The organism is Chloroflexota bacterium (genome assembly GCA_009840625.1).
Taxonomy (GTDB): Bacteria; Chloroflexota; UBA11872; order UBA11872; family VXNJ01; genus VXNJ01.
Genome location: VXNJ01000001.1, coordinates 136,318 through 159,753, shown reverse-complemented (window position 1 = coordinate 159,753; position 23,436 = coordinate 136,318). Strand labels below are relative to the sequence as shown.

Annotated in this window: 24 protein-coding genes; 7 read left to right on the top strand and 17 right to left on the bottom strand. The window is 65.1% G+C overall.

The window, feature by feature from the left end; all coding sequences use genetic code 11:
• Positions 1 to 1,359, top strand: a complete 1,359-nt coding sequence (locus F4X41_00675; GenBank protein MYB15541.1) for an ABC transporter substrate-binding protein — start codon at positions 1 to 3, stop codon at positions 1,357 to 1,359.
• 45 nt (positions 1,360 to 1,404) lie between these two features.
• On the opposite strand, the gene F4X41_00670 is transcribed toward F4X41_00675, so the two are convergent.
• The 4 genes from F4X41_00670 to F4X41_00655 are packed head-to-tail and all read right to left on the bottom strand — an operon-like array spanning position 1,405 to position 4,922.
• Positions 1,405 to 2,466: a branched-chain amino acid ABC transporter permease gene (locus F4X41_00670; protein MYB15540.1), complete on the bottom strand. Its 1,062-nt coding sequence runs from the start codon at positions 2,464 to 2,466 to the stop codon at positions 1,405 to 1,407.
• Positions 2,466 to 3,476: a branched-chain amino acid ABC transporter permease gene (locus F4X41_00665; GenBank protein MYB15539.1), complete on the bottom strand. Its 1,011-nt coding sequence runs from the start codon at positions 3,474 to 3,476 to the stop codon at positions 2,466 to 2,468. The genes F4X41_00670 and F4X41_00665 overlap by 1 nt, the downstream gene beginning before the upstream one ends.
• 6 nt (positions 3,477 to 3,482) lie before the next feature.
• Positions 3,483 to 4,190 (bottom strand): ABC transporter ATP-binding protein, encoded by a 708-nt coding sequence (locus F4X41_00660; GenBank protein ID MYB15538.1) that lies wholly within the window; start codon positions 4,188 to 4,190, stop codon positions 3,483 to 3,485.
• Between the two features lie 3 nt (positions 4,191 to 4,193).
• Positions 4,194 to 4,922, bottom strand: a complete 729-nt coding sequence (locus F4X41_00655) for an ABC transporter ATP-binding protein (GenBank protein ID MYB15537.1) — start codon at positions 4,920 to 4,922, stop codon at positions 4,194 to 4,196.
• Between the two features lie 358 nt (positions 4,923 to 5,280).
• Here F4X41_00655 and F4X41_00650 point away from each other — a divergent pair, with 358 nt between their 5' ends.
• The gene (locus F4X41_00650) at positions 5,281 to 6,174 is read left to right on the top strand and encodes an aldo/keto reductase (protein MYB15536.1); all 894 of its coding nucleotides are present in this window, start codon (positions 5,281 to 5,283) and stop codon (positions 6,172 to 6,174) included.
• Between the two features lie 146 nt (positions 6,175 to 6,320).
• Positions 6,321 to 7,598: an MFS transporter gene (locus F4X41_00645; GenBank protein MYB15535.1), complete on the top strand. Its 1,278-nt coding sequence runs from the start codon at positions 6,321 to 6,323 to the stop codon at positions 7,596 to 7,598.
• A 22-nt stretch (positions 7,599 to 7,620) separates the two neighbouring features.
• On the opposite strand, the gene F4X41_00640 is transcribed toward F4X41_00645, so the two are convergent.
• The 6 genes from F4X41_00640 to F4X41_00615 form a co-directional block, all read right to left on the bottom strand.
• Positions 7,621 to 8,505: an amidohydrolase family protein gene (locus F4X41_00640; GenBank protein MYB15534.1), complete on the bottom strand. Its 885-nt coding sequence runs from the start codon at positions 8,503 to 8,505 to the stop codon at positions 7,621 to 7,623.
• A gap of 78 nt (positions 8,506 to 8,583) precedes the next feature.
• On the bottom strand, positions 8,584 to 8,904 hold the full coding sequence (locus F4X41_00635) for an L-rhamnose mutarotase (protein ID MYB15533.1): 321 nt from the start codon (positions 8,902 to 8,904) through the stop codon (positions 8,584 to 8,586).
• Positions 8,905 to 8,912: 8 nt separating this feature from the next.
• Positions 8,913 to 10,016, bottom strand: a complete 1,104-nt coding sequence (locus F4X41_00630) for a Gfo/Idh/MocA family oxidoreductase (protein MYB15532.1) — start codon at positions 10,014 to 10,016, stop codon at positions 8,913 to 8,915.
• A 572-nt stretch (positions 10,017 to 10,588) separates the two neighbouring features.
• On the bottom strand, positions 10,589 to 11,668 hold the full coding sequence (locus tag F4X41_00625) for a class I SAM-dependent methyltransferase (protein MYB15531.1): 1,080 nt from the start codon (positions 11,666 to 11,668) through the stop codon (positions 10,589 to 10,591).
• Positions 11,668 to 12,492 (bottom strand): DUF1365 domain-containing protein, encoded by an 825-nt coding sequence (locus tag F4X41_00620; protein ID MYB15530.1) that lies wholly within the window; start codon positions 12,490 to 12,492, stop codon positions 11,668 to 11,670. Before F4X41_00620 ends, F4X41_00625 begins: the two co-directional genes overlap by 1 nt.
• A 5-nt stretch (positions 12,493 to 12,497) precedes the next feature.
• Positions 12,498 to 13,742 (bottom strand): FAD-dependent oxidoreductase, encoded by a 1,245-nt coding sequence (locus F4X41_00615; protein MYB15529.1) that lies wholly within the window; start codon positions 13,740 to 13,742, stop codon positions 12,498 to 12,500.
• Positions 13,743 to 13,990: 248 nt separating this feature from the next.
• On the opposite strand from F4X41_00615, the gene F4X41_00610 reads away from it, so the two are divergent.
• A complete protein-coding gene (locus F4X41_00610; GenBank protein ID MYB15528.1) occupies positions 13,991 to 14,863 on the top strand; it encodes a DUF1295 domain-containing protein in 873 nt (290 codons plus the stop codon).
• A gap of 110 nt (positions 14,864 to 14,973) precedes the next feature.
• The gene (locus F4X41_00605; GenBank protein MYB15527.1) at positions 14,974 to 15,354 is read left to right on the top strand and encodes a hypothetical protein; all 381 of its coding nucleotides are present in this window, start codon (positions 14,974 to 14,976) and stop codon (positions 15,352 to 15,354) included.
• 115 nt (positions 15,355 to 15,469) lie between these two features.
• Here the strand turns inward: F4X41_00605 and F4X41_00600 are convergent, their stop codons facing one another.
• From F4X41_00600 to F4X41_00590, 3 genes are all read right to left on the bottom strand, one after another.
• Positions 15,470 to 16,027, bottom strand: coding sequence for a GNAT family N-acetyltransferase (locus F4X41_00600; protein ID MYB15526.1), 558 nt, complete (start codon positions 16,025 to 16,027; stop codon positions 15,470 to 15,472).
• Positions 16,028 to 16,165: 138 nt separating this feature from the next.
• On the bottom strand, positions 16,166 to 16,483 hold the full coding sequence (locus tag F4X41_00595) for an antibiotic biosynthesis monooxygenase (protein ID MYB15525.1): 318 nt from the start codon (positions 16,481 to 16,483) through the stop codon (positions 16,166 to 16,168).
• Positions 16,484 to 16,627: 144 nt separating this feature from the next.
• Positions 16,628 to 17,836: a cupin domain-containing protein gene (locus F4X41_00590; protein MYB15524.1), complete on the bottom strand. Its 1,209-nt coding sequence runs from the start codon at positions 17,834 to 17,836 to the stop codon at positions 16,628 to 16,630.
• A 78-nt stretch (positions 17,837 to 17,914) separates the two neighbouring features.
• Here F4X41_00590 and F4X41_00585 point away from each other — a divergent pair, with 78 nt between their 5' ends.
• Entirely contained in the window at positions 17,915 to 18,823 is a 909-nt protein-coding gene (locus F4X41_00585) for an NAD(P)-dependent oxidoreductase (GenBank protein ID MYB15523.1), read from the top strand.
• Here the strand turns inward: F4X41_00585 and F4X41_00580 are convergent.
• Together F4X41_00580 and F4X41_00575 are read right to left on the bottom strand one after the other, a co-directional pair.
• Positions 18,820 to 19,908, bottom strand: a complete 1,089-nt coding sequence (locus tag F4X41_00580; GenBank protein MYB15522.1) for a mechanosensitive ion channel family protein — start codon at positions 19,906 to 19,908, stop codon at positions 18,820 to 18,822. The genes F4X41_00585 and F4X41_00580 overlap by 4 nt on opposite strands.
• Positions 19,909 to 20,162: 254 nt before the next feature.
• A complete protein-coding gene (locus F4X41_00575) occupies positions 20,163 to 20,804 on the bottom strand; it encodes a hypothetical protein (protein MYB15521.1) in 642 nt (213 codons plus the stop codon).
• Between F4X41_00575 and F4X41_00570 the strand changes: the two genes are divergently transcribed.
• Positions 20,782 to 21,570 carry a thioredoxin-dependent thiol peroxidase gene (locus F4X41_00570; protein ID MYB15520.1) on the top strand — a complete coding sequence of 263 codons (789 nt, stop codon included), beginning with the start codon at positions 20,782 to 20,784 and terminating at the stop codon, positions 21,568 to 21,570. The two genes, F4X41_00575 and F4X41_00570, sit on opposite strands and share 23 nt — an antisense overlap.
• 86 nt (positions 21,571 to 21,656) lie before the next feature.
• On the opposite strand, the gene F4X41_00565 is transcribed toward F4X41_00570, so the two are convergent.
• Both F4X41_00565 and F4X41_00560 read right to left on the bottom strand, forming a co-directional pair.
• Complete coding sequence (locus tag F4X41_00565) at positions 21,657 to 22,523, bottom strand: alpha/beta hydrolase (protein MYB15519.1); 867 nt, start codon at positions 22,521 to 22,523, stop codon at positions 21,657 to 21,659.
• Between the two features lie 35 nt (positions 22,524 to 22,558).
• Positions 22,559 to 23,365: a sugar phosphate isomerase/epimerase gene (locus F4X41_00560; protein ID MYB15518.1), complete on the bottom strand. Its 807-nt coding sequence runs from the start codon at positions 23,363 to 23,365 to the stop codon at positions 22,559 to 22,561.
• Positions 23,366 to 23,436 lie beyond the last annotated feature (71 nt).

The following is a 23,436-nucleotide window of genomic DNA, read 5'->3' as shown; positions in this document are numbered from 1 at the left end:
ATGAGAGCGCTTCGACTCGTCAAACTGATTCTGCTGGCGACGCTGTTTTGCTTGGCGATCACGGGTTGTGATTTGACCGAGTCAGAACCCGAGCCGACCCCGGCGCCGGCACCGCCGGCGACTGCTCCGGCTCCTGCCTCCGAACCCGCTCCGCCGCCGGCCGAGGAACCGGCCGAACCGGCCCCTGCACCCGAGCCCGCGCCGGAACCGGCTCCCGCGCCCGGTCCGGTCAAGATTGGTTCGCTTATGGACCTGACCGGTGAGTTGGGCGAATTCGGCGGTCCGATGGACCAGGCTGTCCGGCTGGCCGCCGAACACGTGAACGCGGCCGGTGGCGTCCTGGACGGTCGCATGATCGAAATCCTCACCGAGGACGGGGCTACCAGCGACGTGATCTCGGTCGACGCGGCCCGCAAGCTGGTGAACGTGGAGGGCGTATCGGCCCTGGTCGGGCCGCTCTCCAGCGGGATTACCCTGGCGATCGCCAACGCGGTCACGGTGCCCAACCAGGTGCCGCAGATCTCACCCTCGGCGACCGCGCCGTCGCTTACCTTGCTTGAGGATGACGACTTCGTATTCCGGACCGCCCCGTCGGACGCGTTCCAGGGCGTGGTGCTGGCCGACCTGGCCTGGGAACTGGGATACCGGAATGCAGCCGTGCTTTTCATCAATAACGCCTACGGCCAAGGACTGGCCGACCAGTTCGCCGAGTCCTTTGCGGCGCTCGGCGGCCAGGTCACGGCGGTTGCCCACGAGTCAGGCCAGCCCTCCTACGCATCCGAACTGGCCCAGGCCAGCGCGAACGGTCCCGACGTGCTGATCGCGGTCAGCTATCCGGTAAGCGCCGGCGTTTACATCCGTGAAGCCATCGACAGCGGCGCGGCCGACACTTTCCTGTTCGTCGACGGCAGCCGCTCCGAGGACCTGATCGCCGCGGTCGGCGCCGAGGACCTGGAGGGCGCCTACGGGACCGCCCCGGGCGCAGTCGACAACGAGGGCACCCAGCGGTTCGACGCCGAATTCGCGGCGTTCGCCCCCGATGCCGGGGGGATTTTCCTGCGCGAGTCCTACGACGCCGCGATCCTTTTCGCGCTGGCCATTGAAGCCGCCGGGTCGGACGACCCGGTAGCCGTCCGCGACGCCTTGCGCGCGGTTGCCGGCGGATCCGGCGTAGAAATCGGGCCCGGTGCGGCCGAGATCGCCCGCGCCCTTGAACTGCTGCGCGACGGCCAGGAGATCAACTACCAAGGGGCCAGCGGCCCGGTCGATTTGGACGCCAACGGCGACGTCAGCGGGGCGATGGAAATCTGGAAGATCGAAAACGGCCAGATCGTCAGCGAGCGCGTGATTAGCGAATAGAACAGCCAGACCGACGATCGAAAACCCGGGCGGGGTCGCGGCGCCTCACCCGGGTTCGGCTTCGCCCCGCTCCCGGTTTCGCCCCAGGCGACGGCGGTACCGGTCCAGGGCCGGGGTGATTCCGGCGGGCGCGTAAAGCAGGACCAGCACCACCAGCGCGCCGATTGCAAAGTAGCGGACGTTGGCCAGGCCGATCGTTTCCAGCGCGGCCAGTATCGGGGCGCCGAGCGCTTCGGGCAGCAGTCCCAGGGCGTTGGGAGTAAATTGCGACCCGCTCCAAATGGCCCAGACGACGAACGCGCCGGCTATCGGCCCGTAGAGTCGCCCGCTGCCGCCGACGACCAACATCGCCCAGATGATGAACGTGCCCAGCAGGGGCGTAAACGCTATCGGCGAGATGGCGCGTATGTTGAACGCATAAAGGGCGCCGCCGATCGCCATGATGATCGCGCCGAGGACGAAGGCCTGCAGCTTGAACCGGAAGATGTCTTTCCCGCAGGCCTGAGCGGTGACCTCGTCCTCGCGGATCGCCCGCAGGACCCGCCCCCAGGGGGAGCGTACCAGCGTCCGCACGATCGCAAACAGAATCACGAAAACGGCCAGAACGACTACCAGATAAACCCGGTCGTAATCCTGCGGCGCGGCCAGTTCGCCGAGTACGCGCGGAATCGTGTAGATGCCGCGGCTGCCGTTGCTGAGCCAGCTCTCGTTCAGAAAGAGCAGGCGCACGCTTTCCGCAATGCCCAGGGTCGCGATCGCCAGGTAATCGCCGCGCAGCCGGATCGTGATCGCCCCGACCGCCACCGCCACCAGCGCCGCCACCAGCGACGCTGCCAGCAGCGCGATGGGGAACCAGAGATCGAACGGGGCGATCGCCGCTACCGCATCCAGCCGGTTCGCCAGGTCCCCCGCGTAAAGATAGTCCTCGCCCTGGTCGGGGAACGGCGGCCGGATCGTGACCAACGCTGCGGTGTAGGCGCCGAGCGCGAAGAATCCGGCCACGCCGATGTTGAAAAGGCCGGTGTAGCCCCAGTGCAGGTTCAGCCCCAGCGTGAATACCGAATAGACCCCGACCAGGATCAGGAATGCGGTCAGGTACTCGAGCATCAGTCCCTTGCCCCGAGCAGTCCGTGAGGCCGGAACAGCAGAACCAGGACCATTACCAGAAACGCGATCGCCGGCTTGTAGGTCGGCAGCGCCCAGGCGGTCGACACCTCCATCGAGATTCCGATCAGCATCGCCCCCAGGAACGCCCCGTAGGGATTTCCGATGCCGCCGACGACCACCGCCGCAAAAAGCGGCACCAGCAACTGGAAGCCGATGGTGGGCTTGAGTTGCGAGGTGGCGTTGAAGATGACCAGCAGCACCCCGGCCGCGCCGGCCAGAAGACCGCCGATGGCCCAGGTCCAGAGCAGCACCCGGTCGGTGTCGATCCCGCTGGCGCGGGCGAGATCCGGATTGTCCGAGGTGGCCCGCATCGCCTTGCCCGACTTGGTCCGGGTCAATAGCAGGTGCAGGCCGATTGCCAGCAGCAGCGCCGCACCGGCGACGAAGAGGTGATTGGGCGCGATGCTGATGCCGGCCGGCAGCGAATAGTGGTCGCGCCCCTCGTGCGGGTAATAACGCACCGGGGTGTCCCAGATCATCTGCACCACTCCGCGGACCGCTATGGCCAGGCCCAGCGAGGCGATCTCGATCGTAACTAGGTTGGCGCGCCGCAGGCGCAGGCGCCGGAAGACCAGGATCTCCATCCCCACCGCCAGCGCGGCAACCCCGGCCATGCTGATCGGAATCGCCAGCAGCAGCGGAAACCCGAACGTGAAAGGCCCCAGACCGGCGTGCTCCGGCAGCACGCTCACCAGCAGGAAAAACGCCAGGTAGGCGCCGAAGGTCATCATGTCGCCCTGGGCGATGTTGGCGAAACGGAGCACGCCGTAGATCAATGTGATCCCAATCGCGCCCAGCGCGAGGATGCTGCCCAGGAACATGCCGTTGACCGCCAGATCAATCTGGCTGGCGGCGGCGGCCCCGAAGGCGATGGCGGCTACCAGCTGGGCGGCGCGGCTCAGGCGGCGCGCCGCCGGGCTTGCGAGCACCCGCAGGATTGCGGCCAGCACCGCGGTTCAGGCCCTTCCCAGATAGAGCAGGCCGACCTGCTCGTCAACGGCAAGCTGGGGCCCGGGAGCCTCCATCCGCACCTGGCCCGTCGCCAGCACGTAACCGCGGTGCGATATCGCCAGCGCCTGCTTTGTGCGGTGTTCGATCATCAGGATCGCCACGCCGGTGGAATTGATCCGTTCCACCATGTCGAAAACGGATAGGGCCAACCGCGGTGAGAGCCCCGCCGACGGCTCGTCCAAAAGCAGCAGCCGCGGTTCGAGCATCAGCGCGCGGGCAACCGCCATCATCTGGCGCTGGCCGCCCGAGAGCGATCCGGCCGGCACCGAACGCCGGTCGGCCAGGTCCGGGAATAGGTCGAACATCTCCGCGATGCGCTCGCGGATTCCGCCCTTGCGCAGGTAGCCGCCCATCTCCAAGTTCTCCAGCACCGTCAGTCGGGGGAAGACGTTGTCGGTTTGCGGGACGTAGCAGATGCCCAGCGGGATGCGCAGGTCGGGACGCAGGTCATTGATTCGGCGACCGTCGAAGCGGATCGACCCGTGGGTGGCGGGCACGATTCCAACCAGTGCCTTCATGAGGGTCGATTTGCCGGACCCGTTGGGACCGATGATCGTGACGATTTCGCCCTCGTCGATAGCCAGGTCGGCGCCGTGAACGATTTCGGTATCGCCGTATCCGGCACGCAGCTCCGCGACCTCCAGCAAAGCCATTTGCTAGCCGCCCAGGTAGGCGTCGATCACGCGCTGATCGCGCTGCACCGAATCCGGCGGACCCTGGGTGAGAACCGAGCCCTGCTCCATGACGATTACGTGATCGCAGAGCCTGCCGATCAATCCCATGTCGTGTTCGATTAGCAGGAAGGTGATGCCTAGCTCGTCGCGGGCGCGGCGGATCCCGCCTTCAAGGCGCCTTAGCAGGGTCGGGTTCACGCCGGCCCCGGGTTCGTCCAGCAACACCAGCTCGGGGTCGGCCATCAACGTCCGGGCCAGTTCCAGGAGCTTCTTCTGCCCGCCGGAGAGGCTGCCGGCATCGAGGTCGGCAACTTCGCTCAGGCCGGTGAAATCCAGTACCTGTCGGGCCCGATCCGCGATCTCGCGTTCCTGTCTTTTGATCGTCCAGGGGGTCAGCATCACCCGCCAAATGCTCTCGCCGGCCTGGGCGGACGGAACCAGCATCAGGTTCTCCAGCACGCTCATGCGCTTGAGTTCGCGCGGCACCTGGAACGTGCGCACGATTCCGGCCCCGAATATCAGGTGCGGGGGCAGGCCCTCGATTCGCCGATCGCGAAAGCTGACCTGTCCCGCGGTCGGCTTGTGAAAACCCGCGATCAAATTGAAGACCGTGGTCTTGCCGGCCCCGTTGGGTCCGATCAGGCCGGTGATCGAACCTTTTTCGACTTCGATCGCGCAGTCGTTGACCGCCCGCACGCCGCCGAAGTCCATGACTAGGCCGCGCGCGTTCAGGATCGGTCCGGCCATGGCGGGCGATTAGGACGCGGTGGTCCGCCGACGGCCGTTGGCGGAGCGGAATTGGGGTTCGGCGCGGGCGACGGCCATTTCAATCCTGACTCTGGCGCAGCGATTCGGCGGCGGTTCCGTGTCCACCTTAATTGAATCTTTCCGACTTCCCGCGCAGCCCGGCCGTCCGAGTACGGCCTCCGGGTCCCCGGCGACCCGCCGCCGCCCGGTTTCGCCGCGCGCGCAGCCCCGGGTTTTGCGGCGGCAATCTAAATTTGGAAAGTACTGTCGCCGCGATGCGGCAGCGCTACAGACTTGGGGGAGGCCGGGCATGGGCAACGATCTGCCGACGGCGGAATTGGGCCAGACCGGCATGCGGGTATCGCGGCTCGGCTTCGGCACCGCGCTCTGGCGGTCCGAACGGCCGTACTGGACCGAAGAATCCGCGCACGCGGTGTACAAAGCGGCCCTTGACGCGGGCATCGATTTCATAGACACGGCATTTGACTACGCGTTCGCCGAGGAGTGGATCGGCAGCGGGTTGGGCAATCGCTACGGGGAATTCGCACTCGCCACCAAGTGCGGCTGCACCAATACGAGACCGACGCAGAACAATTCCGACCACCTCTGGACGCGTGAGAACTTCCACTACAACATCGACGTGAGCCTGGAGCGCCTGGAGCGCGAAAGCGTCGACATTCTGCAGCCGCACAATCCAACCGTTGCCGAATTCGAGGGAGGCGATTTGGGACGCGCGCTGTCGGAAATCCGCGATGCCGGCAAGGCCCGCCACATCGGTATTTCAACCACCCTGCCGCACCTTCCAGTTTTCCTGGAGATGGGGATATTTGCGACGATGCAGATCCCCTACTCGGCGCTCGAACGCGAACACGAGGATTGGATCACGAAGGTGGCCGATTCCGGTGTAGGCACGATCATCCGCGGCGGAATCGCCCAGGGCGAGGGCGACACGCGGCAACCGGCTGCCAAATGGGATCAGTTCGCGCGCGCCGGCCTTGACGAGCTGCGCCAGGACGGCGAGAGTCGGTCCGCGTTCGTACTGCGGTTCACGCTATCGCACCCGCACATCCACACCATCATCGTCGGGACCTCGCGGGCCGAACACCTTGCCGAGAACGTCGCCGCGGTGCGCAGCGGGCCGCTGTCGGCGGACGTGTACGCCGAGGCCAAGGCCCGTCTGGACGCGATCGGCCAGTCGCCGTCCCCGGTCGGCTGATTCATCTCCGGCAAACCCGGTCCAAATGCGTCGGGCCCGGGTTCGATGCGCCGGCGAATTGAGACGGCGCCCGCTCGTTTGCTCGGTTCGGGCGGCCGGCGGTTCCCGGTCGTGACCGGCGCGCCGATCCTCCGGGGGGTCGCCCGGTGATCCGAGAGGTTATCTCCGGCGCCTACCTGCGCGGGTCCGGCGCGCTGCGTCACCGCGACTTTCGTTGGGTCCTGCTGGGCGGCCTCAGCGGCCAGTCGGCCTACTGGGCGCTGATCATCGCCCGCGGGGTGTTCATCCTGGCGGCTACCGGGTCCTCGGGGCTGGTCGGGCTGGCCACGTTCGCCGCGATGGCGCCGCGCTTTATCGTTCCGCCGCTGTCCGGGTACGTGTCCGACCGATTCGACCGACGCACCGTCCTGGCGGCCGCCTACGGATTCCAGCTGGGTCACGCGGTCCTGCTTTCGGCGCTTGCGCTCACCGATTCGATCGAGGTCTGGCAAATCGTTGCCCTGGCCCTGATTGACGGATCGTTCCGGACATTCCAGATAACCGCCACCCAGAGCCTTATTCCAAACCTGGTACCGCGCAACCTGCTACTAAACGCGGTGGCGTTGAATCAACTGGCGATCCAGGGCTCGCGCTTGGTCGGACCGGCGGTCATCGCCCCGCTGCTGCTGTTGCAGGGGCCGCAGGCGGCATTCGTGGCCAGCATATTTCTCTATGCATTCGGCATTGCCAGCGTGATGGCGATACGCGTCAGGTCATCGGGTGAACTCACCGGCGGAGAGAAATTGGCCGCCAGCCTCTGGGCCGCCTACCGGTTCGTCTGGGGCAACCGGCCGCTGCGCTGGCTGTTCATCCTGGTCGCTCTGCACTGCGCCATGACGATGTCATTCGAGTCGATGCTGCCGGTCCTGGCGCGCGACGCCCTGGGTGAGGCAACCGCGAGCGTTTCCTACCTGATGATGGGCGTCGGCGGCGGAGCCGTCGTCGGGGTGGTGATTGTTGCCGGACTGCAGAGCGCGGCCCTGCGCGGACAGGCGCTGCTGGTGACGGGATTGCTCAGCGGGGCATCGATGGTCCTGCTGGCGGTCTCCTCGAACGTGACCGTGGCGATCGTCGGGGCGGCGGCGATGGGCGGCTCGCAGGCCGCTTTCATGGCGATCGGCATCGCCATGATCCAATCGCTGGCCCCGGACGGGATGCGGGGCCGCATAACCGGCCTGGAGCAGATCAACATCGGCGGCAACATGGCGGTCCTGAATCTGGTCAACGGTATCGCCGCCGACGCGGTCGGCGCTCCGGCCGTCCTTACCGTCATGGGGACCGGGTTCGTCGCGGTGGTTTTCATCAGCCTGGCCGTCGCCACGCTGCGGGCGATCTACTCCGGCGCGCTCCGTGCCGCCTCAGGATCGGTGGCGGTCCACGCCTGAGGCCTCGGTTCGAATTCCCGGTTCAAATCCGATAGAGCCTTTCGGCGTTGCCGGCGTGCAGGGCGGTCCGGTCGCCCTCGCTCAGCCCGGCGGTTATCTCGGCGTAGGCGGCAACGACCGCTTCGTAGCTGCTAAAGAGGCTGTCGACCGGCCAGTTCGTACCGAAAAAGCAACGCTCGACGCCGAAGGTTTCGATGCAGTATTCGATGAACGGCCGGATTGAATCGGTGCTCCATTCGTGGTCGGTCATCCCCAGTCCGGAGAGCTTGCACCAGACGTTGCCGGCCCCGGCCGCGGTGGCCATTCCGCGGCGCCAGTCGGCGATGTACTCGCGCGTCCGCCCCCGCGGCGAGCCGGTGTGGTCGACCACCATCTGCAGTTCCGGATGACGCTCGGCGATCGAGCGAACCCGGGCCATGTGTTCCCAGGTCACATTCATGCTTGCGATCAGGCCCATCTCCTCGAGCAGCGCGAACCCGCGCAGAGTGGCCGGGTCGTCAAGCCGATCGGCCACTTCGAAATCCCTGACTCCGCGCATGTTGGCAAACCGGCAGTGCCTCTGCAGCGTCGTCTCGGCGTCGGCGCTCGAGAGGTCGGCGGCGGCGATGATGCCGTGCGGGAAACCGGTGCGGTCGGCCGCTTCCTGGAGCCAGGCGGTTTCGGCAACCGGATCGGGCGAGCCGATCGCGGCCTGGACGTGGACGGCTTTGGCCACGTTGAAGGGGCGCGTCAATTCGATAAAGTCCTCGGCCAGGAAATTTCGTTCGCCGAGCGTGCGCACGCGGGTCCCCAGCGTCGGGTGAACCACGTCCGGACCCCAGTGCGAATAGACCAGTTCGGGGTGTTGCATGTCGTAGTAGTGAACATGCGAATCAACGAATCGCGGCAGACTCACGGATCGCTCCATTGCATTGGTCGCGCTTTTGGGATGGTACCGCGACCGTTTCTCCGGATCAGCTCCCGGATTTCCGGCCGGTAACCGGAGTCAGTCAAGAAAAAAGACCTGCTCCAGCTCCAGCATGCGCTGGTCGGGGTGGCCCGGCGGGCCCTCGAAGAATTCGGCCATGAATTCCTGCCAGCGGGTATTTACCTCCTCGTCGGCCATCCCGGCAAGGCTTTCAGCAAAGCTCTCATCAGCCTCGAAATAGCCGAACAGCAATCCGTCGGGGGCCATGAACAGCGAGTAGTTTCGCCAACCGTGCCGGCGCAATGCGGACAGCATATCCGGCCAGACCGCGCGGTGGTGACGCTTGTACTCGTCGATCCGGTCTTCACGTACCTTGAGGAGGAACCCGACGCGCTGCACTTGCCCGGTCAATCTCCTGGACGGGCGGGGATCCGGGCGGTCCGGCCTTCGGCCGAGGACCGGTAACCGGCTTCGAGGAATTCGACCACTCGGGCGCCGACGGTGCCCGGCGCGCGGTTCTCGCCTCCCTTGCCGATCAGGTCGACCAGGGCCCTGGCCGGAGCGTGCTGGGGATAGAGTTCGTCCCCGGTCAGATCCGCGAAGTCCTCCGACGTCCCGTCATGGTAGCTGACCCGCAGGATCCCGCCGGTCAGGTCCTGCTCGATGATCCCCGCGCTGCCGAAGTAGGTGTTGGCCTGGAGCGGTGACTGGTGGGGACGGACCCCTCCGGTGGATCCCATCACCCCGACGCCGCCGTTGCTGAGGCGATACGAGAAGGCGTCCGCCAGGTCGACGGCGAGATCGAAGTTCTCGACGAACCCGGTGACCTCGATCGCGTGCAGGCCGGTCACCCAGAGCACCATTCCCATCGGATGCGTGACTTGGAGAACGCCCTGTCCGCCGCCGGCGATCGCCGGATCGGAGTACGTCGATGGCTCGGGTCCGGTGACCGGGAACTGGAAATGGTCGACATAATCTTGCGGGCGTCCCCGCAGATACGATTCGACCATCGTGGCGAACAGCCCCGAAACAAACTGGATTTCCCCCAGCCGGCCCGACCTGACGATTTCGTGGGCGGCCTTGGCGTGGCGGGTGAAGTGAAACGTGTAGCCGACCATCAGGTGCAGGTCCCCGGCCGCGGCCCGATCCACCAGGTCCCACGCCTCGTGCGCGTGCAGGGTCATCGGTTTTTCCACCAAGACGCTCACGCCCGCGTCCAGGGCATCGCGGGCGACCTGGTAGTGGTAGGCGTGCTGGACCGCGACCACGACGCCGTCGAGGTTCGCCGCCAGCAGCTCGCGGTGGTCGGTGAAGCGGCCGGGAATGTCGTAATAATCGGCGGCCCGCTGGAGCTTTTCCGGCTTCAGGTCGCAAATCCCCACCAGGTCGGCCGCCGGGTAGTTCAAGAGGCTGGGGATATGGTGCTGGGTTGCCCACCACCCGGTGCCGATCACCCCGATTCGCGCGCGCACCCCGAATTGACTCCTAGCGGATTTCCGGCTCATGCCCATTTTGTCCGCCGTGGCGGCTCACGGCCGTCAATCGCTCGGTTTTCAGGAATCCGCCGCAATTGGCTTTCAAGTGCCGGCGCCGCCGATTGCTGGGGGTCGATCGCCGGGGCGGCTTCTCCGCTAGCGGTCTTCTAGTCGCTCCCGAAGGGCAACTCCGCCGATGGCAACCGGCCCGCCTCGCAGTCCGGAGCGGCCTTTGCCAGAACCATCACCCGCATTACGCGATGCCCCTCAACAATTGCCATTCGAGATCCTTGCCCCAGTCATTCCCTCCGTGCGCAGAATCGAACTTGGACAGTTGCCGGAAATCGGAGGCGGGGATGCTTGCCCGGAGTCTGCGAATGGGCGCCCACGTGGCATTGTTCGCGATTGCGTTCGTCCTCTTTTATCTCGGTCTTGGGCTGGGTCTCCAGCATGATCCGACGCTCGGCACGATCTGCTGGATCGGCGCGGGCATCCTGGTCGCCGGCAACATTTTCTGGATCGATCGCGTCCGGCGGCGGGCCCGGGAGGAGTAGGCCGCCCCAGGACCTCTCCGGCCGCCGCGAATGCATGGTCGGCCGGAATTGGGACTAGCAATCGGCGTTATCGAATCGCGGTGCGAGCAGATAGTGGCCCACGCCCCATTCGTTTCCGCCCGAGAAACCCCATTGCTCGGCGCAGGCAATGAAAAACAGCCGCCACCGGCGGTACCAGCGCCGGGCCTCAACCTGCCCATGGGTTCGCGAGAGAATCTGTAGCACTTTTTCTTGCTCGGCATCCATCTGCGACAGCCAGGCTTCGGCCGTCAACTGGTAGTGCCGCCCTGACCACCACCAGTCCCGCTCCAATTGGAAGTCTTCGCCAAAGCACGGCAGCAGGTCGCGTCCGGGCATCAATCCGCCGCTGAAAAAATGGCGGGCGACCCAATCGCCGGCGCCGCCGGGTTCGAATCCGTACGTGAGCCGGTTGTGGGCAAAAACATGGATGAACAGGCGTCCGTCGGGCTTGAGCCAACTCCTGATGCGGGCCAGCATGGCGCGGTAATTGCGCAGGTGCTCGAACATCTCAATTGACACGACGCGGTCGAACCGACGCCCGGGATCGAAGGAATTCACGTCGGCGGCTACCGCTTCGACGTTTTTCAACCCCCGGGTCCGTGCCCGGGATCGGATGTGGGCCTGCTGGGTTGAGGAATTGGAAACCGCGGTGACGTGGACTCCGGGGCAGGATTCTGCCAGCCACAACGCCAGCGCTCCCCATCCGCACCCCAGGTCCAGCACCCGCATCCCGTCCTGGATCCCGGCCCGCGAACGGTAGGTCTCCAAAGCCGCCACTTCCGCTTCGGCCAGGGTGTTCGTTCCCGGTGGCCAGAAGCAACAGCTGTACTTGAGCCGCGGTCCTAGCACGGCGCTGAAAAAATCGGTAGGGACCTCGTAGTGTTGGCGATTGGCGGACGCTGGCTCGGGCGCGATCGGCCCGTCGCTCAACTGCCCTTTCCAGTCCGCTAGCGACAGCGGCGACCAACCGCGTGCGGCCGAGGCCAGGCGGCGCTCGCAGAACCGGCGCGCGGCAAACCGCAGCAACCGGTCCGGCAGGGCCCCGGACTCGGCGGCGGCGATCCCGGCGGCCAGCAACCGTTCCGAGGCATCGCGCCGCGGGCCGGATTCGATCAATTGCGGCCGCCGGTCCGCTTTTCAATCTGGTTCCGAACGTTTGCGGGAGGTGCATGGCCCGAAGTTCGGTTGTCGGTGCGCTTGCCCGGGTGAGGAAAGAACGGCGCTCCCTTGAGCAGGAGCCGGAAAGCTTGCCAATAAATCGCTGCCAGGACCCGGCCGGTGATGAACGGGTACTTGACCAGACAGCGGGCCAGACTCGCTCCGCGAATGGGAACGCGCTCCAATTCCATTTCGGCAACAAACATCCCGCCGGCCGGATCCGAACCCTGCACGCTCACGGCCAGCGCTTCCCCGGGAATACCTACCGCCCAGCGGTACCCCATCTGCATCCCCATGAAAGGGGATACGTGGAATTGCTTCTGGTTGTCTTGGAGCAGGACCCTACCGGTTTGGCCGCGCGTATCCAGGACGTAGCAGTGGCGTTCCCTCCAGGGCGTGTTGCTTACCTCCAAAACCAGGAAATCAATCGCCGATCCATCCGGGGCGAAGCAGAAATAGATGCTGATCGGGTTGAAGCAGTAGCCGAAATAACTAAGGTGCGTCAGCAATCGCACCGGCCCGCCGGGCCGACTGCCGGTCCGGTCCCGTACCAGCCTGCGCACCGCTTCGTCCAGCGGCAGGTCGGGGTCGCCCAGGTGGTCGCCCCGCCGGAAGCGGGCCGGCGCGGGGCGATTCGCGGACCAGAACAGGCGATCGGCGAACACCGCGTCGATTTCCTCCAGGTCCAGGTACAGCAGGAACAGCCGGAATGAGAACTTGTGCCGCACCGGCCGGTGGCGGGCATGCCGGACTACGCCTTCGTATATGCAGCTATTCATCGCGGTCATTCCCGCGCCAGGACGTTCGCGACCGCCAGGGCGCTGTTGACCGCGTCTTCGTGGAACCCGAACCCCCAGTAGGCCCCGCAGAAGGAAGTACGGCGGCGCCCGATCAACTCGCGGTGGCGGCTCTGGGCCCGCTCCGAACCGGGACCGTACTGCGGATGCCGGTAGGTGAATCGACCCAGGATTTTGTCGGCGGGAATGCTTCCCTGGTCGTTTAGCGTGACGTTGAAGACGTGCGGGCCGGGAATTTTTTGCAGGATGTTCATGTTGTAAGTGATTCGAACGCTGTCCTGATCGACCGGCGGAGCGTGAACATTCCAACTTGCCCAGGTTCGGCGGTTTCGCGGCAAGACCGACGGATCGGTGTGCAAAAGGACCGAGTTGGCCTGGTAAGGAAACTGCCCCAAGAGTTCTCTTTCGGTTTCGTCCGGGTCCTCCAGCAGATCCAGCGCTTCGTCGGCGTGACAGGCGATCACGACCTGGTCGAACTGTTCCCGACCACCGCCCGCAGCATCAACTTCAACATACTTCTGGCGGCGGCGTACCCGGTGGACCCCGCACCCGACCCGGATCCGGTCCTTGAATAGGGTTGTCAGCTCGTCCAGGTAATTGGCGGAGCCGGCTGCGATGAATCGGTAGCGGGGTCTGCGCCCGGTCTGCAACAGGCGGTTGTTGCGCAGGAACCGGATCACAAAGCTGGCGGGATAACGGCGAAACGCCGCCGGCGGAGCCGACCACAACGCCGAGCCCAGCGGCACCAGGTAATGCTCCAGGAATTCGGGTCGGTATCCGCGGTCGGCCAGGAACTGGACGATCGGGCCGTCGCCGATGTCGGGCCAGCGTCCCGGCGAGTTGAATTCACGACTGAAGCGGTTGATGTCGTAGAGCATGCGCAGGAAGGCCGGCCGCAGGAGGTTGCTGCGCTGGCTGAAGAGGCCGTTCAGCGAGGCGCCGCTGTACTCGACCCCGCTGCGATCATGGCGGACGCTGAAGCTCATCTCGGTTTCCCGGGTGGGTACTGCCAACTGCCGTAGGAGGCGCGAGAAATTTGGAAAGGTTTCTTCGCTGTAGACGATGAACCCGGTGTCGACGCGGTAGACCTTTCCCTGGAGCTTGGCAGAGACGGTATGCACGTGCCCGCCGATCCTGGGTCGTCGCTCGAAAACCGAGATCCGGTGGCGCGAATGCAGGCGGTGGGCGACGGTCAGGCCGGCGATTCCGGATCCGATGATTGCAATGCGCAATGGCTGCTCCGTCAGGGCGGGAATCCGCCCGCAATCCGGCCCGTGCGCGCGCGTGCGACCTCGCCCGCGTCCGGGCTCTGAAACCATCCGAATTGGAACTCCGGCCGGCGCGCCCAGGCAGCACAGGCCGACCGATCCCGCGCGAATCCAGCTGACCGTCGCGTGACTGCGGCCGGGCCGGCCGGTAGGCCCACCCGTTCGATCCCTTAACGGGTCCGGTTCGTATCCGAAACTGATATGTACTACGGATCATTTGTTCGGGCGGATGGATTGCCGAAGCGCTCGGACCGGGTCACGGCGCCCGGCGGTTCGGCCGGCCGGCAATTGCGCAGACGGCATTGACGTACCTACTGGCGACGCTCGCGCTCAGCCTGGCGATCCAGGCGTTTTTCTTTGCATTCGCCGCCGGTTTTCGGTCGGACAAGGTAACCGACCTTTCATACAGCCTCAGCTTCATCGCCCTGGCGGCGTTCCTGCTGCTGCAAACCGGCGCCGACGGTTGGGCGCAGATCGTCTTGACGGCAATGGTCGTGGCCTGGGCGGTGCGGTTGGCCGCTTACCTGGTGCGCCGAATCCTGCTGATGGGACACGATCCGCGATTCGACCGGATGCGCGGGGACCTGCGAAAGTTCTTGGCTTTCTGGGCGTTGCAGGGCCTGTTCGTGTGGGTGCTGATGCTGCCGGTGACGGTCTGGTTCGCCTGGCATGTACCCGATCGCCTGGGCCCAGTCCATTGGCTGGGGCTGGCGATCTGGGTGGTCGGCCTGGCTTTGGAATCGATCGCCGATGCCCAGAAATTTGCCCACAAGCGCAATCCAGATCGAGCCCAGGGATGGGTGGCGCACGGGCTCTGGCGCTGGAGCCGGCACCCGAATTATTTCGGGGAACTGGTCCTCTGGTGGGGCGTATTCATCTTCGTCGCCGCGGATCTGAGCGGTTGGTCCTGGCTGGGCGCGATTGGCCCGATCACCTTGGTCGGTTTGCTCAGGTTCGGAACCGGGATTCCGCAACTGGAAAAGAGCGCCAAGCGCAAATGGGGCCAGGACCCCGCCTATCGGCAATACGTGGCCGCCACCAACCTGCTGATTCCGGGGCCGCCCGGCCCACCTTCACCACGATGAACCGGGCACCCGCCGTGAACCCGGATGGCTAGGGTCCCAAACCGGAGCCCGCGGACCGCGACGGCACCCTCGTTCGTGGATATCCCGTCGATCGAATCCGGCGCGATTCGTTGACTTCACATCCGGACGCGGGCCGGAGTCGCCGCCACGCCAACCTGCGCTCTGGCCTGGGAATGGGCCTGCTGGCCGGCGTGACCGCCATCATGTGCTGCGTGTCGCCAGTCCTCATGGTTCTGCTGGGTGTCTTGACCGCGGTCGAGGCAATCTCCCTGGGGGACACGCTGTATTACGAGTACGGGTGGTATTTCCGGGGGGCCGGCCTCCTGGTCGCCGCTTTGGCGGTCTTGATCTACCTCCGTAGAAGAAATTCATGCTCGCTTGGCGGCGCGCGGCGCCACTGGATCGCGCTCGCGACGCTTCCGGTAACCGCCGTCATCACCTATGTGGCGCTTTTCTGGCTTACCAAGTACCTGGGAATCTGGTTCGGTTAAATCCCATGGTGGTCGATCGCCCCGGGGCTTGGCAATCCGAGCAGGGGGTAGTCGGCGATAGGTATCGCCCGTGCAATCGGCGGGCGCTCCGCCTGGCCCACCCGACGGGGACTCCCTACCCTCGCGCGGCCCCCAGCCAGCGCCGCATGGCGTGACGGCGTTTGCCGATCCGTCCGAACTCCTCAAAACCGGCCGCCCGAAAAGTGGGCACCAGCCCCATGAACCTATAACTTGGTGACCCTGGGTCCACCGGATAACCCTCGATCACGTCGGCTCCGGCCTCGGTCGCCAGCTCGCAGGCGGCGTTGAGGAGCCGGGCCTGGATCCGCTGGCGGCGCATGGGCCGCGGCACGAAAAAGCAGACCACCGCCCAGACGCTTATTCCGGCCGCGTAAGCGCCGCCCCCTAGATCGCGAAATGTTTCTCGCGGCGCGACCGAACACCAGCCGACCGGTTCGGGACCGGAATATGCCAGCAATCCGACCGGCGTGCCGCCCAGGACCGCCCGGCGCAGTACGGAGCGTTTGCAGGCCGGGTCCTGGCGGTCCGACTTTCTCCCCGGCCGCCAAAGGGTGCACCAGCAGTACTTGGGTCCCCCGCGGGCTTCGAACAGGCGCGCCAGGTCGGGCCAGTTCCCTGGCCCGACTGCGCGGAATTGCAATGGTTCCGCCATGGTCTGCCGGTCCCGGTCATCCGCCCCTGGCGGAGGTTCGGGCCTCAATCGGGAGGAATCGCCGGGCCAGGACTCCGGAACCGCGTTAAGGCCCGGGTCTTGTTCGGCTGATTTCGGAATCTACCGGCCCGGAATCGGCTACTTCCAGTTCTCGTCGGTCGGCCATATGTTGGTGCTGCCCAGCGCCGCCCCCTGCAGGCCGTCGACGATGATGTCGGCGGTGGCATCGCGGAATTTGATGAAGTGCGGCGTCTCCAGGTGGGCCTTGAAGGCGGCTTCGTCGTCGTAGATCTCATACAGCCAGACCCGGTTTTCGTCTTCGCCGTCCTGGATCACGTCGAATCGGTGACAACCCGGTTCATCGTTGACGGACCCCACCGCATCGCCAATGATGGCTTCGACGAATTCGTCCTTGGACCCCGGTTTGATTTGAACGGGGGCGATTATCACGTACAAGGGTCACCTGCCTATCGGAAGCCCTATCGGCTGAATGGGACGCGCCGACACGACGCTAAATGCGCGGACCGGCTGCCTGATTCTCATTTCCGGACCGCTGGCGTCCCGGACATGCTTCCGGCCGTCGAGTCGCACCAAGCCGCATCAGGCCTCGCCATCGAAATAGTCGACCGCGTCCTTCAACCGGAATAGGCGGCGCACCGCACCCACGTTCACCTTGCCCGAGTCCGGGTACTCCACGTTGTCCACCGTCGGGACGGTGCCCAGCATCAGGATCGTGCAGGGCGCCGTGCCGTTGTTGACGAACTTGTGGGCGCTGCGCGGGCCGGAGGGTGCGGCGATGAAATCTCCCGCCCGCACCGCGAATTCGCCGCGGTCCGTCAAAAGGGTGCATGTCCCGTCCGTGACGTAGAACATCTCTTCGGCGACGTGGTGGAAGTGTCGCGGATAGGTTGCGCGGCCGGGCGCGAGCCGCACCAACTGGTACCCCAGCCGCCGCGCCCCGATAAGCGCATCAATGTCCTTGCTCTCAAGGCGGTACGGCCCCGGACCCGATCGCGTATCCCAATCCACCTCATCCAGGTTGATTCGGTTGATGTAGATGTCCGAGCGCGACTCAAGCAACATCAGCAGTGCTTCGCGGGCACCCGTGTAAATCGAATGCCCGTCACCGAGCAGGAGGGCGTCGAGGGGGCGGATGGCGAGCAGCTTGCGTAGCTGCAGCAACGCCTGCGCGTGATTGGACACCTTTTGCGGCGCCCCCAGGCTCAGCTCGCCGGCCGGCGAGCCCCACACAAAGTCGCCGATGAACGCAACCTGCCCGCCTAACCCGATCAGGGCAATCTCGCCCGCACTCTTGCCGTGCTCCAGGTGCAGCACGCGTAAGTCCGGCACGATCTCCTCGCCATCGGCCACCGTCCGGTCGATCGGAAACTCGAAATGTGGCGCCTCCGCAGCGTGCGCGACCAGCTGGGCGTCCAATTGCTCCTTGAACTCGACGGCCTCGCGGTCATGATCCCGGTTGGTCAACACGATCGTCGTCGCGCCGCCCAGTGCAGCCAGTTGCGCCCGATCGCTCGCTCCCATCGGCACCGGATCAATCAATACGTTGCCTTCCGGCCGCACCCACAGATGTCCGTTGAAATCGAACTGCTTCTCCTCATCGAACACGGACCACGAGTAGAGACCCTCGAACATCAACCGCTTCACGGCAATCCCTCCGTCTGTCCTGCAGCTCCCGATCGTCGGCCCGATTCTGGCGCAATCCCTCAGGCGACCATTGCTTCCGTCGCGCCTTCCGCCGGGGCGCCACCACTGCCGGCAATCTTGTGCTGCAAAGGACTGAACCGTCATCTCGATGTCGCTTTCGGAATAACGCCGCCGCGGCCGAACGGGCAAGGCTCTAATGAATGAGGAATAGGAGGCACGCAAATGCAAGATCGCAAGGTTTTACTGACCGGTGCTGCCGGATACGTCGCCGGACAGCTCCTGCCAGCCTTCCGTCAGCGCTTTGATCTGACCCTGACCGATGTCGTCGACACCGATCGCGACGGCCGCACGGTCGATGGGGTTGAGATTTCCGACCTGACCGTAGCTGATCGGAGTCAATACGCGCGGTTATTTGAAGGCCAAGACGCCGTTGTACACCTGGGTTACAAGCGCCGGCGCTGGGACCTGCTGGACGATTTCTTCGACGAACAGGTGAACGTGGCCATGGCCTACAACGTGTTTCGTTCGGCCTACGAAGCGGGCGTCAAAAGGGTGGTCATGGCCAGCTCCAACCACGCCGCCGACTGGTACGAGCACAACCTCATCCACGAACGCAAGCTGGAAAACCTGGACCCATACCGGCTCCCGCTGTCCGACAACTTCTACGGTTGGGCCAAGGCGACCTACGAGCACATTGGATTCGTATTCGCCAGCGGGGTTTTCGGACGCAAGCTGGAGGTTGTGATGGTGCGCATCGGCGCCCCGCGGGAAATCCGGACCGAGGACTTCCCCGACAACCCCAGGGGCTACAAGCGCGATCTGGGCGCGTACTTGTCGCCCCGCGACCTGACCCAGCTCATCCGCCGGGCGATTGAGGCGCCGGCCATCGAAAACGAGCACGAAATACCCTGGCAGGTCGTTTACGGGATTTCCGACAATACACGCGCTTTCTGGTCGCTGGAAAGCGCCCGCAAGTACTTGGGGTATTGCCCGGAGGATGACTCCGAGGTCAGTTTCGCCGAAGGGATACGGGAGATCCTCACCTCCCCCGGCGCCGACGCCGGTCCCGGGCGCGCGGGCGGGGCGGGAGAGATTGAGTTCCTGATCCGGCGGCCGCCGGTTACCGGTTAGCGACCTGAGGGCGCGGGCAGTTCCTTGACGTAGAGGTCCTGCTTCGAATAGGGGATCTCGATCCGCTCGCTGGCAAATCTCCGGTAGACCTCGGTGTTCAGTGCATCGGTCACGCGCCCGCGCAGCACCGGTTCGTCGACCCAGGCCAGCAGTTCCAGGTCAAGGCCGGAGGGGCCGAACGTGCGAAACCGGACCCTGGGTTCAGGGTCCCGGCAAACGCCACCGTGGCCTTCGGCCACCTCCAGCAGGACCTGCTTTACGCGGTCGATGTCGGAACCGTAGGCGCACCCGACGCGAATCCTGATGCGGTGCTTGGTGTGGGGACCGCCGGTCTCGTTGATGACCTTGATGTTCCCCATGATCCCGTTGGGGATCGTGATCTCAATGTCGTCACGGGTCAGGAGCCGGGTGCTGCGCAGACCGATATGGGTGACCTGGCCCCGTTCGCCGGTGTCCAGGACGATGAAATCGCCTACCCGGTAGGGTGCGTCAGCCAGGATCAGCACGCCGGCGAAGAAATTCGCGACCGTATCGCGGGCGCCGAGCCCGACCGCGATGCCCAGGATCCCCGCCGAGGCGAGCCATGCCGTCACGTCCAGGTCCCAGACCAGCAGCAGGAAATACGCCGCGATTCCGACCAGGAGCACATTGTTGATGTTTCTAAACAGCGGCATCGTGCGCTGCCCGACGTAGCGGAAGCGCTCCTGGTTCCGGCTCAACCCCTCCAGGGTCAGCTGGTTCAGGCGAACGGCCAGGACCAGGACGACGAACACGGCCAGCGTGCCGAGTATTCCGAAGGTGATAGTCTGCGCCCACCCGTCCAGGACCAGCAGGGTTGACGCGACGGCAAGGCCGCCGAGCAACACCAATAGAAAGACTGGCCGGTGCAAGATCTCGACGAGCCGGTCGTCAAAGTCGTTTTCGGTTCTGCGCACCCAGCGCAGCAGCAACCGCGTGATGATCCAATCGGCCGTTTTGGCCACGACCGCGCTCACGAGCACCACAATGGCCGCCTGAATCCGGGGATCGACCGCGGCTACGTCGTAGGCCGTGATTTCACCCAGCAAATCCCAGAACCCCTGCATTGGTCACCTCCCGGTGGTGGAAATGCGCGAAAACGACCCTTTGGCTATTCGGCTTCCCGCCGGGCGATCGCCGTTCGCGCTGCGCCGGACTCCACCCGCTCAACATACAAGAAGCTTGCGTGACCGAACGGTTCAATCACGCGGCGCGCATGATGCAGGACTCGGCGTGCGGTGCCGGGACCAGTGATGCGCAGGGGAAGCCGCCGCGCGACTGGACCTTTCGGAGCCGATCCCGGACTACCACCGGGTTGAATTCAGGCCGGATCGCCACCTATAAGACCGACCGGGAAAACGTCGTTAACCAGCGGGTTCTCGGTATCGGGGCAGTGCGCCGGCCGGACCGTTCGCCATTCCTCACGGGGGATATGGTACCTGAGCTCGCCGGAAATCCAGATTTCCGCCTCCAGTTCATAGCGGCGGTGGCGGGAAATTGCCACGCCTTCCTCCGGCAGAAAAATCTCGATCGGAAACGATCCGGAATATCCGGCCTGGCGGGACTCGGTGACTATGGTTCGGTCGTCCGGATCGGAAACGTCCACCAGCCGCACGCGAATCTCGGCGTCGTCAAAAGCAACCCGATCAGCAGGGTCGGTGTGTATCCGGACGGGCAGGGGCGCCACGCAACGATCGTAGGGATCTACCGAGACGACCTGTACGTCGCTGTTGTCGGGCGCACCGCGGGTCAACACCGGATGAACCGTGTCGTTGACATAAAGCAGGGAATCGCCGTCAGTGATCCTGGCCTGCAGCGAATACTCGTTGCGCGGGTTTATCGCGGCCGAGTCGTAGGCGACCCGGAATCGGACCGGCAATTGCCCCGGGTTTTCGATGACCGTGCGGCCCAGTTCCACCGCCGGGGCGTCGGCCAGGGAAATGTCACTAAGCGAGACGACCACCACTGCGCCATCGGGCAGCTGGACATTTCTGGCGAACGTCACCTGGCCCGTCACGGCGCTCTCGCCGAGCGGTCCGCAGGCGGTTACCGCCAGAACCAGCGCCAGCAAGAGTACGTGTCGGAAGCGGCGCAATGGCCCTGATTTCACCCGGTCCGATCCCGGTTGGCATTTGCATCCATTTGTAACTACGCGATGGCCGTCTCGGCGGTTTGGGCGGGATCTGAGAACTACACTGGCGGGCCAGAATCTTACCGTCGCGCAATCGGTCCCGCAGCCCTCGGAAGGGATTCAGGTGGCAATCACGCTCGCGCCGGGCGATCCCGCGCCGGAATTCGAACTCCCCGATCAGGACGGCAACGTCCACCGGTCGTCCGAATACCGCGGACGCACCGTCGTTCTGTACTTCTATCCGCGCGACGACACGCCGGGCTGCACCGCCCAGGCCTGCTCATTCAGGGACGCGCACGATGAAATCGCCGCCGAGGGCGCGGTCGTGCTCGGCATATCCAGCGACGACGCCCACTCGCACCGCAACTTTCGCGACAACCACGCCCTGCCCTTCCCGCTGCTGGTCGACGAGGACGCTCAGGTGGCCAATGCATATGGCGCCTGGGGCGAAAAAGTCTTCTACGGACGCAGGTTTCTGGGCCTTACCCGCTCCACTTTCGTTATCGGGCCCGACGGGTCCCTGCTGAAGGTGTGGAAGCGAGCGCGGCCCAAGGAGCACGGACCGGCGGTACTGAGGGCCTTGCGATCGCTGAAGTGATCTTGCCCTGATCCAGCGGCGCACGGGCGGCTCAAATCAACTGATCACTGCGGTGGTTGTTTGCGGCGGATTCGTTTTGGCGGGAATTACGCCAACGTGCGTCTGAGGAATCCAACCACCAGGTCCTGCGCCCAATCCGAATCGAATGCGCCGCCCCCGTGACCCGTGTCGGATAGAAGGTAGTACTCTGCGGCTTCCGGTCCGAATCGCTCCTGCAGGGCGTCCTTCAGTCGTACCGACTGCGGGGCTCCGATCAGCGGGTCTTGGTCGCCGTGCATGATCAGGAACGGCGGCGCCGAGCCGGCCGATTCGAGGTAATGCAGGGGGCTGGCGGCATAGGCCAGATCGGGGCGATCGTTCACGACCGCGCCGATCAGGTCCGATTCGGGCGATCCGGCTTCTCCATTGGGAGGCGATCCGCGTGTCACCCCGGTTAAGGCGATGTCGCTGTCCATGTGCTGGAAGTGAATTGGTCCGTACCAGTCCACGACCGCGTCAATCCGCAATTCCGGATCGTCGGCGAATGCGATCCCCATGACCGCCGCCAGATGGCCGCCGGCCGAGGACCCGAACGCGGCCAGCCGGCCGTCGTCGAATCCGAATTCGGCCGCATTGGCCCTTATGAACCTGCTCACGTTGGCCAGGTCCTCAAGCTGGGCCGGCCATATCGCATGCTGGCTCAGGCGGTAGTTGATGCTCACGATCGCCATCCCGGCGTCCAGGATCGGACCGGGCATCTTCAGGTCGCGCTTGTCGCCAATGCGGAATGCGCCTCCATGAATCCATACCACGACCGGACAGGGTCCGGCGCCGGGCGCCGCCGGCGGCAGGTAGATGTCGCAGACATTGCGGGGCGATAAGTCCGCGTAGGGAACATCGGCAACGCTCGGGGCGCGGATTCGGCCGTGGCTTCTGGCGGCGATTGGATTCCTCGCTTCGCTACGCGGGCGAATCGGCCACGCTAGTCAATCACCGGTTGCGCGAACTGCTATTGGGCCTGGTCGAGGCATTCGCGGAGGAACCGGGCCGTTTCGGCGAGGGTCTTGCCTTTCGGTTCTGCGATCCGGCATTCCAGAGCGGCGAACCCATCGTAGCCAATCTCGCGCAGCGCCTTGAATCCCGCCACGAAATCGGTGTGTCCGCGCCCCGGAACCTGCCGGTTGCTGTCGGCCAGGTGGACGTGGCGGAGGTGCCGGGCGGCCGATTTGAGACTGGAAGCGATATCGGCTTCCTCGACGTTCATGTGGAAAAAGTCGGCCATCAACTTCAGGCCCGGGCTGTCGACCTCGTCGCAGATCGAGGCCGCCTCGGCCAGATCGCGCGGGAAGTCGGACTCGTAGCGGATCAAAGGCTCCAGGAGCACGCACACGCCCAGGTCAGCGGCCTCCTGCGCCAAGGGTCGCATCAGGGCGACCAGCAGTTCCCGCTGCAGCTGGCCGGTCGTGGCGATCGGTTCGAGCCCCGGGATCCGGGTGTCGTGATTGAACATCGGCACCACTATGCAGCCGATCGCGCCGAATTCGGCGCAGAGCTTTAGTATTTCGCGCTGCTGGCGGACCGACTCCTCGCGCTTGGTCCGATCAGGGTGGATGAACTGCACGTTGCTGCCGCCGCAAATGGTGCTGGCTTGGACCGGGCTGTCGGCCAGGGCGGACTTGATCTCGGCAACCCGCGAGCGCAGCAACCCGTCAAAGTCGGTGAGCTCGACGGCCTCATATCCCCAAGCGGCGAGATTGGCCAGGCGGTCGGCGAACGTAGCGCCGGGGACCAGGTTTTCCTGGCAGGACAGCTTCATTTATGGCTCCGCTCGAGGCCCGCGCGCAATTATTGACCGGCGGGCGGCCGCTCGGGCACCGCCAATCGGTT